Below are 16,079 nucleotides of genomic sequence, written 5' to 3' on the forward strand. Positions count from 1 at the left end.
AATGGCTATTACAAAAATACACCCAATAAAATCGACTCTTAATCTTGCTATCGACTACATTGTAAATGGAGATAAAACAGACGAGCAGCTTTTAGTAAGCACTCATAAATGCCACGAATCAACTGCTCACACTCAGTTTTTAAGGACACGAAATGACGCAGGAACAAAAGGAACCGTTCTTGCAAGACATCTCATTCAATCATTTTTACCGGGAGAAACAAGCCCTGAATTGGCTCACCAGATTGGTATGGAGCTGTGTAAAAAGATACTCAAAGGTGAGTACGAATTTGTCTTATCTACTCACGTAGATAAGGGGCATATCCACAATCACATCATCTTCAATAATGTAAATATGGTAACAGGTAGGTGCTACCAGTCTAACAAGAAAAGCTACCACCAAATCCGTTATCAGAGTGATAAACTCTGCAAAGAAAATAGCCTATCTGTCATTGACGAGTTTTACGAAAGCTATAAGAAAAAATATAAGATTAACGGTAAATCTTGGTATGAAAACGAACAGGCAAAACATGGAACTTCTTGGAAAAGTAAACTTCAATTTGACATTGATAGAATAATAAAACAGTCAAAGGACTGGGACGAATTTTTAAAGAAGATGGCGGATCTTGGCTATGAAATCAAATACGGTAAGCACATTGCTTTTAAGCCAAAAAATAAGGCGAGATTTACAAGGGCTAAAACAATCGGAGAAGATTATACCGAAGAAAGATTAAAAGAACGAATTGCAGAAAGAGAGTTTATCAAGACTCCTGCCGTCAAAAAACGCATCGGCAATGTTATTGACATGAACACCAATGCAAAGGTAAAGGAAAGCAAAGGCTACGAATATTGGGCAACCAAACATAACCTTCATACAATGGCTGAGTCTGTTATTTATATCAGAGAACATGGCATTAAATCCATTAAACAGCTTGACGAGTATATTCAAAAAGCAGCCGATGAAAGGCAAAATATACAAGAGAAAATCAAAGCTATTGATAAGGAAATGCAGAAGCTTTCCACCACTATGGAGCAAGTTCATACCGTTAAAAAATACAGAGCGTGCTACAAGGAATATACTGCTAATCCGTCTGACAAGGCATTTTTTGAAGAGTACAAAGCTCAGATTACCCTATATGAAAATGCTCTCTCAGAGCTTAAAAAATCCTATTCCAAGCTCCCAAATTCAAAAGATATTTTGGCTGAGCTTGATAAATTACAAGAAAAAAAGAACACCCTTATGCAAGAGTATTCTTCCTCAAAATCCACTATGGACGAGCTTTATAAGATACGAAAAAATTACGGAATTTATATGGGTAAGGAGATGGAGAGATAATCCTTATCTCCTCTTTTTCCCCAAATAAAAAAAAGAGTCGGTGCAGTCCCAAGACCACACCGACCATAAGTTTATCTCTCAGCTTCTTTTGATGTTTCTTTCTTTTCTTTAGGCTTTTCCTTATCTTCAGCCTGATATTTTTTGATAGCTCCAAGCACAGACTCTTTCTTTTCATCTCGACCTTTCATCTGTTCTTTTGCCTTTAAGAGCTTTGAAGAAAGTATCCTGACGTTAGTATGTTCCTTGCCGTTATCGTCAACGGAAGTTCTGATCTGTCCAAAGAGTTTTACAAAATCTCCCTGCTTAAAGTCTTTTGGAATATCACCCTTTTCTCCGTATGCGGAGCAATTATGATATACCTTATTCCCCTCATCATCTTTAGATGCCACAGAGAAGTTTACTACCTTAAAGGCTTCTCCGTTCTTATTTTCTCTTTCAACTACATCGATCTTTCCTACAATATTTCCAACGATATTGACAAGATTATCTTTCTCCTCTTGAACATAAGGAAAATCTTTAATCTGCCCCTGTTCTCTTAAATCTTCAATCATGTAATCAAATTCCTCATGCAGTAAATTAACGGTGTCATTGTCCATATAAGCCTCATAGAGCTTATCCAAAGCACTTTCATCGTTGATACCTTTTTCCATGCTGATAACCGCCTTAACAAAGTCCTTGTGGTTATCACTTACCATATCTTCTATCTGATTTCTAATTGTTTTGTAATCCATGTTTTTATCTCCTTTCATGGTAAAAGGGAGGTTTCCCTCCCTTATCGTACATATTCCTGTTCTTTTGCAGTTTGTTTTTCTTCTGTTTTACTTTCTTCCTGATAGGCTCTTATCTGTCCTAAGATAGATGGTTTATCACCCGTTTTCTGTGTGGCTTCCTCTTTGGTATGCAAATTATCTTCAACATCATAGGTTGACTCAAAATAATCGCTGTCCTTAAAGTCATTGTCATATCTGTCAGCAATTCCATCATTATCAAGGTCTTTAGAAAGTGGATCATAGAAGTTACCTTCATCATCAATGTCCAGTCCCAGAGCTGCCTTTAAGTCCTCGGAATCCACATAGACTAAATCTTCAAAAGAGGATAGCTCTATTTCATTTTTCATATTCCTTAGAGCTTCATTTTCTCCCTTGTTTTCATAGTCGAAGCTCTCTGTTTTGATTGGAGTATCATCAATATACTGTGTCCATGTTTTAGCTTCTAAATTAAGCTCATATTGGATGCCGTGTCTTTCGTCAGGTGTATTGGTATAGGCGATGCCGATGTGCTTTAGATCAGGATATAGAGTATCAAACTCATCATAACTATGATTTTCTTCATACTCTCTGTTGCAGAAGTCAATGATGGCTCGTTTTACATCTTCTACAAGGGGATTATCATTTCTCTTTTCTTCCACTTCTCCCATATCAAGGAGCTTATTCAGTTCTGCCAAGCGAAGCACCTTATCCTTTAGTTCATCAGCTTTTTCAAAAGGCTTTTGTAATTCCTCTTTTGCATTTTCAAGCTGTTCTTTTGTGCTGAAGAGCTTTTCTTCAAGCCTCTTTAATTTCTCAGGCATTTTCTCAAGAGCATTATCAAGCCTTGTAATATTACCGTCCGCACTCGTTCCAAGCTCTCCTGAATGCTTTGCAGCACCGTTTAAGCTGAAGTTATGTTCATTGGTGAAGAAGTTGTAACTTACCTCTAAATCCATGTTTCTATACTTACCGATAACTTTGCTTTCATTGATTTTTACTTTAGAAATCGCTTCAAGCAGCTTTTCTCCGGCTAATTTCTTATCAGTAAATTCCTCACCTAAAATGGTAATGGAAGTAAACTTTTCCTCTCCTTCCGCTTTAGGTTCAACTTCTGATATATCTTTCTTGACAGCTTCTATGAGTTTTTCCGTTCTTGCTATTTCTTCCGGATAGTTTTTAGCAACCTTATCCTCTAATCTGTAACGGTTGGACTTGTAGTTTGCTTCAAGCATTTTAAGTTTTGTAACCTCATTATCCAGATCCATTTTTTCCTTGATTTTCGGATCACCTGTAGCAAGGGCTTTAATCTCTGCATAGTTAAGGGAGCTTTCGTCCACGTCTTCCGCCACTCTTACAGGTGTTTTACTTGTCATAATCTGAGAAATGAACTTCTGTTTATTCTCGATGGTCTGCCAAAGGTACGCATCAAAGGTATTCTCCGTTACATATCTGTATATGCTGACTTCTTTGTTTTCATTTCCCTGTCTTACAATTCTTCCGGCTCTCTGCTCAAGGTCGGCAGGACGCCATGGGACATCTAAATCATGAAGTGCAATCAGCTTGTTTTGCACATTCGTTCCGGCTCCCATTTTCTGTGTAGAACCCATCAAAATACGAATTTCGCCTTTTCTTACCTTTGCAAAGAGTTCATCCTTTTGCTTATCGGAATTTGCTTCATGGATAAAGGCTATTTCTTCTTTCGGTATTCCCATTGCCACAAGTTTTTCTCTAATATCATCGTAAATATTAAACTCTCCATCTTTTTTTGGAGTTGACATATCGGAGAAAAGAAGCTGTGTGGACTTATTTTCTTTTGTCTTATCCCAAATGGAAAAGACATTTTTCACGCACACATTGACCTTGCTGTCAGGATTATCCGGAAGCAGTGGATTGATTAAACGCTGATCTAAGGCGAGTTTCTTGCCGTCATTGGTAATTTTAAGCATATTATCTTCGTCAGGCTCTACTACCCTGTTTCTTACATCATCAGCTCTTTCAGATAAGCTCTTCAAGATTTCCTTTTGCTCCTCACTTGGCAAAGTTTTAATAACTTCATAGTGTGCTTCAGGCGTTGGAAGATTTAGCATATCTGCTGTCTGAATATCCGCAACTTCTTTAAACATAGACATTAGTTCAGGAAGGTTATAGAACTTGGAAAATCTTGTCTTTACTCTATACCCTGTACCTTCAGGAGATAATTCAAATGCTGACTGCGTTTCACCAAAGGTAGAAGCCCAGCTATCAAAATGCTCCAAATTATTCTTTTTAAGGCTTTCATACTGAAGATAACGCTGCATAGTATAAAGCTCTGTCATCGAGTTACTGACAGGCGTTCCTGTGGCAAAGACAATACCTTTTCCACCTGTCATTTCATCCATGTATCTGCACTTCATAAACATATCGGAGGACTTAAAAGCTTCAGACTGTCCAATACCTGCTACATTTCTCATTTTGGTGTAAAGATAGAGATTTTTGTAATTATGTGCCTCGTCAATAAAGAGCTTATCTACACCTAATTCTTCAAAGGTAATGACATCGTCTTTTTTAAAATCATCGTTTAACTTTTCAAGCCTTGTTTCCAGCTTCTTTTTTGTTTTTTCAAGCTGCTTTACCGTAAAATTCTGATTTCTGTCATGCTTATATTCCTCCACATAGTTTATAATTTCATCAATCTGATCTTGGATATGCTTCTCCTGATATTCCTTACTCATCGGGATCTTTTCAAACTGTGTATGCCCGATTACAACGGCATCATACTCTCCTGTGGCAATTCTTCCGATAAATCTTTTTCTATTTTTCGGCTCAAAGTCTTTCTTATCTGCAACCATAATGTTAGCTGACGGATATAGCTGCATAAACTCACGACCGATTTGACCTGTTAAGTGATTGGGGACAACAAACAAGGACTTACTGCACATTCCAAGCCTTTTACTTTCCATCGCAGACGCCACCATTTCAAAGGTCTTACCACTACCTACCACATGGGCAAGCAAGGTATTTCCTCCATAAAGGCTTCTTGCTATGGCATTTCTTTGATGAGGTCTTAAATCAATTTCTGTGGTCATTCCCTCAAAAGAAAGGTTGCTTCCGTCATATTCTCTGTTGCGGATAGAGTTAAAACGCTCGTTATATATCTTTACAAGACGGTTTCTTCTTTCCTGATCGTTAAATATCCAGTTCTTAAATTCTTCTTTTAGAAGCTCCTGCTTTTGTCCTGCAAGAAGCGTTTCCTTTTTATTTAATACAGAAGTTTTCGAGCCGTCCGGATTTACAATCTGATCAAATACCTTTGTTTCTTTTAAGTTCAATGCATCTTCAATCAGCTTATAGGCATTTACCCTTGAGGTGCCGTAGGTCATCTCTGCAAGGTCATTTCCTCTGTCCCTGCTCTTTCCTTCAACATTCCATTCACTTGTCAGATTTGAAAATTTAACCTTAATATCCCATTTGGCATATCCTGGAGTTTTTAACGTTTCAAAAATAAATTTCTCAATATCTTTAATCGGTATCCAAGTTGCACCAAGACGAACATTGATTTCACTTGCTTCAAGTTCCTTTGGAAGAACTTTTGTAAGCTCTGCCTTTTGATATTCCAAACGGTTCATCTCATAACTTATCAACTCTTTTTCTTTGCCATCTTCCGCATAGCCAAGATGAGGTAACTCTCTTTCGGTTTGTCTTAACTTTGCAAGGTAGCTGTCTACAATAGCAATCTTATCTCTGATATTTCCGCTTAGATACTCATCCTTTGTTACATAGCCGTACTTATATGAATTACTGCCGTTTGCACAGGCAAAAGGTAGATCTCCATCTTCAAGGTTAAAAGATAATGGTCTATAAAAGTTTTGCTCTTCTCTGATGTTTAGATAGATTTCCCCTCTAAGTTCTTCTATCAAAGTCGGTCTGTCTTTATCTGTAAGGCTTCCCATATACTCAAAATCCACATATCCTTTTTCTGATACCGATAAAACAAGAGCTTCAAGAGAAGTGTCTACATGGTCGATAACCTTCGCCTTTGTGATTGTTCGCTTGGAGAAAATATCTCCCTTTGCTTTGAAGTTTTCTTCTTCGTCAAGGATTTCAATGGAAGAAACAAGCGGGAAGTTGCTATCCTCTTTTAAGGCTCTGGTATTAGAAAGGTTATTGACATATCCATGCTTCTTAGAAAAGCTGTCATAAATTTCATTTAGTTTTTCCTGAGCTTTCTTTACTTCATCATCTGAAAAATCTTCTTTCTGTTTGTAAATAACATCCTTTAAGGCAGCATTTAACTCAAGATAGTCCTTAATCTTTTCCTTGTTTTTATCCGTTACTTCTTTCTTTACAAATAGGGAGTTTTCTCTGTAATAAACATCATCATCAATAATGGTATATGAAAAGTTTTTAACATCATCTGTGGCAGGAATTGAGGTAATTTCATCATCAAGTAGCTCTATTTCTTCATAATTAGCATTTTTAGAGATTTCTTCGCTTGCTTTTGTCAGTAGCTCCTTTAAGTCTGTGTTTTCTTTTGGCAGGCAAGCTATTGTATTCCCAAATCTTCCGGATATTTCTTCCATAGAACCAAGCACCTGTTCAGGATGATCAACAAAGTATTTGTTATATAAAAGCCCGTTTTCATCTTCAGCAAGGTGAATCCAGTCCTCATCCCTTTCTCTGATACTGTCCCTTTTCTTTAGGAAAATAATATCTGAGGTTACTTCTGTTCCTGCTACGCCCTTAAATGTATCGTTCGGAAGTCTTATCGCTCCTAAAAACTCTGCTCTTGCTGCAAGGTAGCGTCTTACACTTTCGTCCTTTTTATCCATCGTTCCGCTTGATGTAATAAAGGCAATAATACCGCCGTTTCTTACTTTATCAATGGACTTGGCAAAGAAATAATCATGGATAAGGAAGTTATTTTTGTTATACTCCCTGTCATTTACCTTATATTCTCCAAAGGGTACATTGCCGATAATCGCATCAAAGAAGTTATTGGAGAAGGAAGTTTCTTCAAGCCCCTTAATCTGTATATCACTTTCAGGGTATAAGAGTTTTCCAATTCGACCGCTTACAGAGTCAAGCTCTACACCATAAAACTTAGACTTATTCATTTCATCAGGGATATTGCCTATAAAGTTCCCTATTCCCATACTTGGCTCTAAAATGTTCCCCTGTTTAAATCCCATATCCGAAAGCGTCTTATACACTCCGTCAATCACTGTTTTCGGTGTATAAAAGCTCGTTAAAGTAGATTCTCTTGCAGCTTCATATTCTGCCTGAGATAAGTTCTCTTTTAGAAAGCTCCTCGCTTCTTTCCACTGTCCGCCTTTTTCTTCATCGAATACATCAGCAAGTCCTCCCCAGCCTACATACCTTGCTAAAACTTCCTGAGCGGTAATATCTAAATCTCTCTCACCTCTTTCAATTCGATTTAACATCGAGATTGCTTCAAGGTTATTGTTTAATCTCTCACTTGGAGATAACTTGTCAGGTATCGTTTCTTCTTTAATTTGGAAGTTATGAGCCTCAGCTTTCTTTATTTCAATTTCTTCAGTTGTCTTTTCAGGACTCTGATATGTCAGATGTTCAAATATCCTCTCAAGGTCGCTTTCAAGACGATAAGGAATCACATCGGAGCCTGTTATCATACCGCCAAGATATTCTGTATTGTCCTTAACCGTTACCGTCTTTAGATTATTTCCCATATCATCAAAGCGTGTAATGGTATAGTCTTTATCCTTGTATCTGATTTCATCTCCAACGATAAAGTTTGGTCTTTCAAGGCTTACCTGCTCTAATAAGTCCTCATTATCATCAAATGTTACAATCGGTATTTGATGATTACCACTTCTTACCGGATCAAGCCATAAGTCATTTCTTCCTGTGATTTCATTTTTAGAAATTTCTCTGACCTTGTACTCTTCATGATGAAAGTAGACGGTATCACCTGCTTTAACTGCAAAATCCTCTAAAGGGCTTTCCTCTTTTTCATTGAGCTCTACTTCTTCTCTATCCTTTAGGTAATCAAATAAGGTAGCTTGAACTGTGTCAGCCCTTCTAACTTCTTCTGTTTCTTCAGGTGCTTCAAGTTCTTCTTCTACAAAGCTAAGTTCTCCGTTAAAGACAGACTGAAGCTCCTGCTCATCCATCTGCTTTTTAAGTTCACTGTCTTTAAGCTCTCTAAAGGTCTTTGGGAAATCCTCTAAAATAAGCCTCTGGGCGTTTAGTTCCTTCAGCTCCTCAAGATTAAAATATCCCCATTCAGGCTCAATCCCAAGAACAAGTCCAAAGGCATCACCGCTTTCTCTGTCATATTCCGTCATATACCAAGTCCAATTAGAACGGAAAGGAATGATATATGCAGCATGAACCTCTTTATCCGCTAATGCTACATCCTCCTGTGCGTAAAGCTCCGGCACTCTTTCAAGCATTTCATAAGTCATTAAGTTTTCAGGATCATCTTTGGAATAATATTGTGGTTCTTCAATCTCTGACTTGTTTTCTGTTTCCTTGTCTTCAAGATAAAGATTTTTAGAAAACAGCTCGTCGATATGCTTTGCAACACTTGTCCAGGTAAGAAACACATCATTACAATCATTTTTCTGTAATTTAAGTCCTTTAGCATCGTGCCATTCATCACTTCCCATTGCTCCGGAAACAGCATGGGAATGTCCTCCAATTCCATATTCGTCTTTTAAGAAATTCGCTTTTTCCTGAAGCGTATGATTTTCTTTAAAAAAATTGGTGATTCGTTCTTTTCCTCTATCAACGCCACTTCCTCTTGAAAGACTTTCAAGGACTTCATCTTCTGTAATAAAGGACTTTACCTTCGGAAGTTCTGTCAAATTGGTGATATATTCCTTTCGTGGCAGCTCAAGTTCCTGTAATTTCTGATAAAGGCTATCTACCTTGTGATAGTGAAACCTTAGTACATTCCTATTTTCTTTGTATCCTTCTAAAAATCTGTCATATTCTCTGATTGTTTCTTTCAGATACTCAGGATTTTTTAATGCTTCAGATAATCTTTTTGTTTCTTCCGGAAAGCCCCCGCCTCTTTCAAAAAGTTCAAAATATCCTTGCTCTTTTCCTTCTTCACTTAAATCATGAGATAGATACCATAGAGATTCTGAAATCCGATCTCTTTCATAATCAAGAGCTTCTAAAAGCTCTACATTTGTAGCAAATTCCCCACTATTAAGAAGTTCATTTATCCTCTTTGCAGCATCACTCCAGTTTAAGACGTGCGTATCATCTTCTCTTGCAGAAGTTCCATAGGCTAAATGAATGCCTTTATCCGAATACCAGGAAGATACTTCTCTTTCATCAATGTAAAACCCGTTTCCGCCTTTAAAGGTGTCTTTGAGGTATTCTCCCAATTCTTCTACTGTTTTTTCTTTGGAAAACTCAGCAATAACAGGAAGTCTACCGCCATCGTGATTTCCTCCGTTAATAAGGACGGTATCTATATCATTCTCAGTTAGCGGAATCGTAAGGCGTATCTGTCCATAGGAGTTTTCTGGTAAAGAAAAAGAAGCCTTTTCAGCTTCTCTTATCTCTGCCTCAGTATTTTCTTTTAGATTTCCACTACTTCCTTGATGGTCATTTCTTTGAGAGCTGAAATCATCGCCCCATACTGAGGATTGTTCTCGTCCTCTATCTTCCAAGCTGCCATCAGTTTCGGTTTCTCTGTTCTCATAAATTCTATCGCCTGTTTCTGAATGTCCATCAGGTGTCCTGTCAACTTCTTCTCCTTGTATAGATCTACTAACATCTCGAAGTGGCTCTGCTCCTCGCTCTGTGAAAGAAACTCCAGCCTCATCACTGCGTAGGTCGGATTTGGATACTTCCTTATGAAGTCCGTCTCTTCCTCCAAGCTGTTTAGCGTATTCTCCCTGATTTTCTCTATTATCTCGTCTGTACTCTCCATTTCGGAGAACTCGCTCGTTTTCATTTCTTTCCTGATCATCTCGTCGAAGTACATTTTCTTCTACCTCCTCTAATTCTTCTCTAATTTTATTATATCCTGCTTCTTTACCTCTTAACACTTCTTTTTGAAGCTCAAGTTCTTTGCTTTTTTGAATGGTCGCATCAATAATCTTTCCGCTAATATCCGATACGCTTTCACCAAGACTCATTAGAGATATGCTGTCAAGTCTTTGAAAATTCTCTCTTAAAAGCTCATAATCTATCGAATAATCTAACTTAAATCTTGACGCTACCGCATAGCTTACCGAGTCCCTTACAAACTTCGTAAAGGATATTCTATCCTCATCCGCTACTCTAAGTTCATTCATTAAGGTATCTATTTTTTCATCACCATAGAGTCTGCTTAAAGAAAAGATGTTTTCAAGTGTGCTTTTACTTTCCTCATAGCCCTCGCTTTTAATCATTTCCTTTAACACATCTTGATGATTTTCTTTGTCAAACTTCCAAAGATTTACTTCGTTGACATCTCTGTTTCTTGAAACTGTCTGACCTATATCAAAAATATAGTCCACTTTCTTGAATGTGCCATAGTCCTCTAAAATGGGGATCCCTTTCTGTCCTCGCATTACTGTTCGATTAAAACGTTCCCTCCAGTAGTCAAACTTGGCACAAGCTATTGCTTCAGGATTTTTATCATAGATACTTAATTGACTTCTAAAGTCATATCTTTGATTGTTTCCGACAACCTTTAAGAGCTTCAGATACTCTGCTTCACTATGAAGCACATCTTGTTTTATAAGCTCCAAAATGTTATGAAAATCATTTATTCGCATTTTTACCTCCTTCGTTTTTCCAAACAAAAAAGGCGGTTAGATTTTACTCTAATCACCTTTTAATTCTGTGTATTGCAACTTACCACTACTTCATAATTACCCACTGACCTAATTTCGTTGAGCCTTCATATCGAATAAGTCCTGCTTTCCTCATTTTATTTAAATGATAACGTACACCATCAACAGTCAGGTTTAGTTTTTCTGCCATTTCTTTCGCACTTATGTGAGGATTTTCAGCTATTATCTTAATAATCTCTTCCTGTTTCATAGTAGTTTTAGTAGTAGTTTTCATGGTAGTTTTTTCATCATTACTACCATTAAACTCTTTCAAAAATTCTTTATTCACACCCATAACTGCGTTGGTATAGTTATCTTCTTCATTATCCGGATAAAACTTAAGCTCAGGAGAACCATTTTCTAATAGTGCATCCTTTGCACGCCTTATACCCGAACCGTAAGACTCTATCAAATTAAGTGAAAAGAACATATCTTTAAGTTCTTTGTTAAGATATTGCCTTCGATCAAAAGTTCTATCCCTGTTAAGAGCCTCAATGGTTACAGGAGGGAGCGGTCTATTATGATTCACAAAAGAAATTCTGTCCTTGTAAATGTATATCCCAACATATTCAGGCGTATCGTATTCCTTATGCAAAATGGCATTTGTAGCAAGTTCCTCAAATGCTGTAAGAGGATAGTTATAGACAATCTTATGCTCGATTTTATCCGCTTCCCTTATGGTATATGAAGCCATAATATTATCTTCAAAATATTTGCTGACTTGCTTTGCCTGTATCCAAACCGGACCATCAAATTTCTTTGATTCCATTTTATCAGTTCCATCAATTTCTCTTATGATTTCAACATGGGCATTTGGAATAAATTTATTTGGTGTATCTGCAAACATCAGCACAGCAAAATTTTTAGCTCTATAACCGCCATACTCACTTTCACTGACAAGCCCCATACTCTTTGCCATATCCAGCTTAGACATTTCTCTAATATCTTTTTTTGCTCCTGTTTGAAGCAAATATTCTTTCATATATTCATAGCTTAAATCATCTATGGTAGCTGTATCGTTCAAGTTTGAGCTAAAAGAAAAGTTTGCAAACTTCTTCAAAAGTTCAAATTCTTCGGTTGGATTTGGAAGCCTTGAATCTCTACCGACTCTAATATATCTTCCTGCCTTTAATCGAATATCTTTATCTTTTTCTGCCCTTTCACTTGTTTGAAACGGACCGTTACTACCACTTTCTACCGCAACTACGATATAGTATTCATCATCAATTTGATCCGTAATAATGTGATAGTTGATTTTAGGATGAATATTGGCAAGGAGCGATTTAAGTTCATTTTCTATTCCCTCTAATTTTGCTTCCTTTATCCCTTCAATCGGTCTTTTAGGAATTGCTTTTTCTCCCGTTTCTTTATCATCGACTTCTTCAATACCAACAAACAACAAGCCTATCTCATTGTTCATATAGTTATTGGCAAAGGCACAAGCAGTTTTTAGAATTTTATCTTTAAAATTTGCCGACTTTTTATATTCGATAAAACTGCTTTCTATGTTTTGATTTTCAAGAATGTTATGAGCCATTCTTTTTATATCTAAAAGCTGCATAATACCTCCTCTTTTCAAAATTTTTATCTGTATATTATACCATTTCCAGAGGATTTTCTCCACTCTGAAATCAGCAGGCACTTACTTGCGATATTTCAAAACCGCCTCCTGTATCTCGCTTTCAATATCTTTCAGGAATTTTTCTTTGGAAGATTTCCCTTTGGCAATATCCGCTAATTCCATTTCCCACTTTGCAGTTGTTTTCGCTGACTTAAAGGTATCGGATACTATTGTTACAAGGCTGATCCCTTTATGTGTTGCAATCAAATTTTTCTTATCTCTTTCGACAAAACCCTTATAGATTAAGTTTTCAATAATTCCTGCCCTTGTTGCGGGTGTTCCAAGTCCCTTTCTTTCCACTTCTACACCTTTTTCTAAGGCTTCATTTCCTGCAATCTCCATAGACTTTAGAAGCGTATCTTCAGTAAAGTGCTTGGGAGGTTGAGTAAATTTTTCTTTAATCTCTTTATTTTCAATACTTAAAACATTACCAATACTTACATCAGGAAGCTCTATGAACTCATTCTTCCTGGACTTGTATTCTTTAAGGTATTTGCTAAAGCCCTCGTCTCTAATTACCCTTCCTGAACTTGTAAATTCAAATCCGTCAAATTCAGCTACAATCTTCGTTGTGTTTTCCACTAATGGATAACCTACACTTGCGTGAAGCTTATTAGAAATAAGCCTATATACCTTCGCTTCACTATCAGGGATACTCGATAAATCTTCACTTAACGAGCTTACTGTCGGAATAATAGCGTGATGGTCTGTAACCTTTTTAGAGTTAAATACCGTCTTGATACGCTCTGTATCAAAATCATTTTTTCCTAAAATGTTATTGACCGTACTTACAATCATATCTTCCGTTAAGCATCTGCTGTCTGTTCTTGGATAGGTAATTAGTTTCTTTTCATATAGGCTTTGAGCATAATCAAGCGTCTGCTTTGCTGAATATCCAAAATATTTATTACACTCTCTTTGAAGTGTTGTCAGGTCAAAGGGTAAATCCGGCTTTGTAATCTTTTCTTTTTGAATGACATCAGTTATTTCAATATTATCGCCTATTAAATTAATAAGCTGCTCTGCGGTTATTTCATCACCAATTTTGTCTGTCGATAATGTAAAGCCGTTCATAGAAAGCTCTACGGTGTAGTATTTTTCTTTCTTAAAATTACTTATTTCTTCATCTCTTTTTACAATCATGTAAAGTGTTGGGGTTTGCACTCTCCCGACACTGTAATTTTGCTTATACAGGCAAGAATAGAGCCTACTGATATTCATTCCGACAAGCCAGTCTGCAATAGCTCTTGCCTGTGCCGATTCAAAGAGCTTATCGTAATCTTCACCATTCTTTAGATTGGAAAATCCCTCTTTGATAGCACTATCTTCCATTGACGAAATCCAAAGACGCTGCATTTTCTTTTTGCATTTAGCTTCGTTATATACCAGTCTAAAAATACTTTCTCCTTCTCTTCCCGCATCGCACGCATTGATAACTGTATCAATCTCCTTATCACTCATCAGTTTTTTAAGGATATTGAACTGCTTTTTTGTAGCCTTTGCCACTTCAAATTTGTACTGCTTCGGAATAATCGGTAAATCCGATATATTCCACTTAGCGTATTTTCCATCATAAGCGTCCGGATTTGCCATCTGAATTAGATGACCTACGCACCAAGATACCTTATATCCATTTCCCTCATAGTATCCATCTTTCTTTTTTGTAGCTCCTATTACCTTTGCAATTGATATAGCTACACTCGGTTTTTCCGCTAACACAAGTATATGTTCCATGTATATTTTTCCTCCTGCTTTCATTGTAAAAGGGCGAAAGATTTTACTCTCTCGCCCTGCGTTTGCACCCATAACAATATATTTTAAGATGCATTTATTCTTCATCTTCAACTTCTGCTTCTCCTATTTCTTCCTCACTTTCTGCTTCCGAAAAGAAATCATCATCTTCTTCCTCTAATGCTTCAAGCTCCTTATCCTCTTTCTTTTTTACGACCTTAAAGTAATAACCTGCTCCTAATGCTCCGCCTATAACAAGAAGCAGAATAATGTATGTTCCTAAATTACTCTTTTCTTCTTTTTTCTCAGGCTTTACTTCTTCCTTAGTTGGCTCCTCTTTGCTAATCTCCTGCTTCGGAGCCTCTTTCTTTTCAACCATATTTAGAAGATCATCTTCAGATACTTCCGTTAAAAGCATTACATTTTCTTGTGTCTCATCGTGGTTGATGATGAGATGGAAGGTCTTACCGTTTTTCGTTTGAAAGGTAATAAACTGTCTTGCATCAGCAGAATACTGATCCGTTTCTTTATTATCGCCGCTATCCCCATGATGAATTGGATAGTCCTTATTCGCATTGTCCTTATTTTCCGTAACGGTTCCTCTTGCCTTTGACGGAGCAGAAGCTACTCCCTTATTGGTATTTACAGTCTTACTTGTCCCGTCCATAGATGAATCCTGATTGTTATTGGCAGGAGCTTTCGGTGTCAGCTTATTAGGATAGCGAATATCTTTCTCTTTCGTTTCAGAATTACTTGTATCTTTTACAGTATTTTCTGAACTCGCCTGTGTAGTTGTGCTTTTTCCTGTGTTGTTTACATGTGTTTGATTTGAAATGTCTGAGTTTGTCTTAATTCCGGAAATAGGGCTGTTCGGTGCAGACGGATTAGATATTACGGGAGCCTTGTTTGCTTCATTTGCCTTTTCCTCAAGCTCTTTAATCTTTTTATTCAGCTTATCCATTTCCTTCTTCATTTCTTCTGATAAGTCCTTATTTTCCTTATCTTTTTTTGTTTTTTCTTTCAAGCTTTCAATCTGGGCTTCAAGTTCTTTGATTTTTTCTTTCTGATTATCGCTTAATTTGTCTTTATCCTTCATTTCGCTATTTAACTTATCAAGTTTTTCCTGAAGCTCCTTAGCATCTTTTTCCATTTTGGAAATATCATTTTTAGAAAGCTCTGTCTGCGTTGATTTATCTTCCGTCTTTGGAGTTTTCGTCTGCGAGCTTTCATCCTGTTTCGGCTTTTCTTCTTCTGTCTGAGTCTCTTTATCTTTAGCCTCAGTCTTTGCTACCTTTCGGATAATTTCATCATTTCCATCGCCTTTTACTTCATAAAATAGAAACTCATCAATAAATTTCATATTATCAGGGAGCATCGGCAGATCGCCGCTGTCAAGAAGCTGTCCTTTCTCAGCCTTTATCTTTTCTTCCTTATAAACTTTTTCATCTTCAAAGATATACTTTACATTTACTTCCACTTGTGTTTGGACAGCTTTATCGCTTGTAGGTGCTTCCGCTAAGTTTTGCTCATGAGCATAAACAACTGTCCAAAGGCCCAAAAGGCAGCTTATGCTTACAACGACTGCAAGTGCTGCTGTCCAAAACTTCTTATTCTTTTCCCAACTGGTTTTCATTTGACTTCTCCTTTTTCATTTCTACTCTTTGTCTGTTTACCTTTGCCATCAAATCACTGATTGTAATGTTGTTCTTTCTGCAAATGGCAATGATTTCTTCGTTTTCAAGTTCTTCTTCACGAATAAATAAAGGCTCCAATTCTTCATCAATCAGAGCCTTTTTATCCTTCAACTTCTTTATTTTGTTTTTCACTACCGTTAATTCTCGTTTCAC

7 protein-coding genes are annotated in these 16,079 nt (G+C 37.0%); 1 reads left to right on the forward strand and 6 read right to left on the reverse strand.

The window, feature by feature from the left end; all coding sequences use genetic code 11:
• Window position 1: 1 nt before the first annotated feature.
• Window positions 2-1,333 carry a relaxase/mobilization nuclease domain-containing protein gene (locus BN3910_RS05400; RefSeq protein WP_066925067.1) on the forward strand — a complete coding sequence of 444 codons (1,332 nt, stop codon included), beginning with the start codon at window positions 2-4 and terminating at the stop codon, window positions 1,331-1,333.
• 71 nt (window positions 1,334-1,404) lie between these two features.
• On the opposite strand, the gene BN3910_RS05405 is transcribed toward BN3910_RS05400, so the two are convergent.
• The 6 genes from BN3910_RS05405 to BN3910_RS05430 all read right to left on the reverse strand — a co-directional run bounded on the left by BN3910_RS05405 (window position 1,405) and on the right by BN3910_RS05430 (window position 16,079).
• Complete coding sequence (locus BN3910_RS05405) at window positions 1,405-2,064, reverse strand: single-stranded DNA-binding protein (protein ID WP_066925069.1); 660 nt, start codon at window positions 2,062-2,064, stop codon at window positions 1,405-1,407.
• A gap of 41 nt (window positions 2,065-2,105) precedes the next feature.
• A complete protein-coding gene (locus BN3910_RS05410) occupies window positions 2,106-10,823 on the reverse strand; it encodes a helicase-related protein (protein ID WP_066925071.1) in 8,718 nt (2,905 codons plus the stop codon).
• A gap of 85 nt (window positions 10,824-10,908) precedes the next feature.
• Entirely contained in the window at window positions 10,909-12,441 is a 1,533-nt protein-coding gene (locus BN3910_RS05415; RefSeq protein WP_034433749.1) for an AlbA family DNA-binding domain-containing protein, read from the reverse strand.
• An 81-nt stretch (window positions 12,442-12,522) separates the two neighbouring features.
• A complete protein-coding gene (locus tag BN3910_RS05420) occupies window positions 12,523-14,235 on the reverse strand; it encodes a DNA topoisomerase 3 (RefSeq protein ID WP_066926251.1) in 1,713 nt (570 codons plus the stop codon).
• A gap of 94 nt (window positions 14,236-14,329) precedes the next feature.
• Window positions 14,330-15,865 (reverse strand): CD1107 family mobile element protein, encoded by a 1,536-nt coding sequence (locus tag BN3910_RS05425; RefSeq protein WP_066925073.1) that lies wholly within the window; start codon window positions 15,863-15,865, stop codon window positions 14,330-14,332.
• Window positions 15,840-16,079, reverse strand: a complete 240-nt coding sequence (locus BN3910_RS05430; RefSeq protein WP_066925075.1) for a conjugal transfer protein — start codon at window positions 16,077-16,079, stop codon at window positions 15,840-15,842. Before BN3910_RS05430 ends, BN3910_RS05425 begins: the two co-directional genes overlap by 26 nt.

Origin of the sequence: Murdochiella massiliensis (genome assembly GCF_900059565.1) — a bacterium.
GTDB classification, from domain to species: domain Bacteria; phylum Bacillota; class Clostridia; order Tissierellales; family Peptoniphilaceae; genus Murdochiella; species Murdochiella massiliensis.

Coding starts and splice junctions, on each gene's coding strand:
- BN3910_RS05420 (WP_066926251.1), bottom strand. CDS start 14,235: ATGGAACATATACTTGTGTTAGCGGAAAAACCGAGTGTAGCTATATCA.
- BN3910_RS05400 (WP_066925067.1), top strand. CDS start 2: ATGGCTATTACAAAAATACACCCAATAAAATCGACTCTTAATCTTGCT.
- BN3910_RS05415 (WP_034433749.1), bottom strand. CDS start 12,441: ATGCAGCTTTTAGATATAAAAAGAATGGCTCATAACATTCTTGAAAAT.
- BN3910_RS05410 (WP_066925071.1), bottom strand. CDS start 10,823: ATGCGAATAAATGATTTTCATAACATTTTGGAGCTTATAAAACAAGAT.
- BN3910_RS05405 (WP_066925069.1), bottom strand. CDS start 2,064: ATGGATTACAAAACAATTAGAAATCAGATAGAAGATATGGTAAGTGAT.
- BN3910_RS05425 (WP_066925073.1), bottom strand. CDS start 15,865: ATGAAAACCAGTTGGGAAAAGAATAAGAAGTTTTGGACAGCAGCACTT.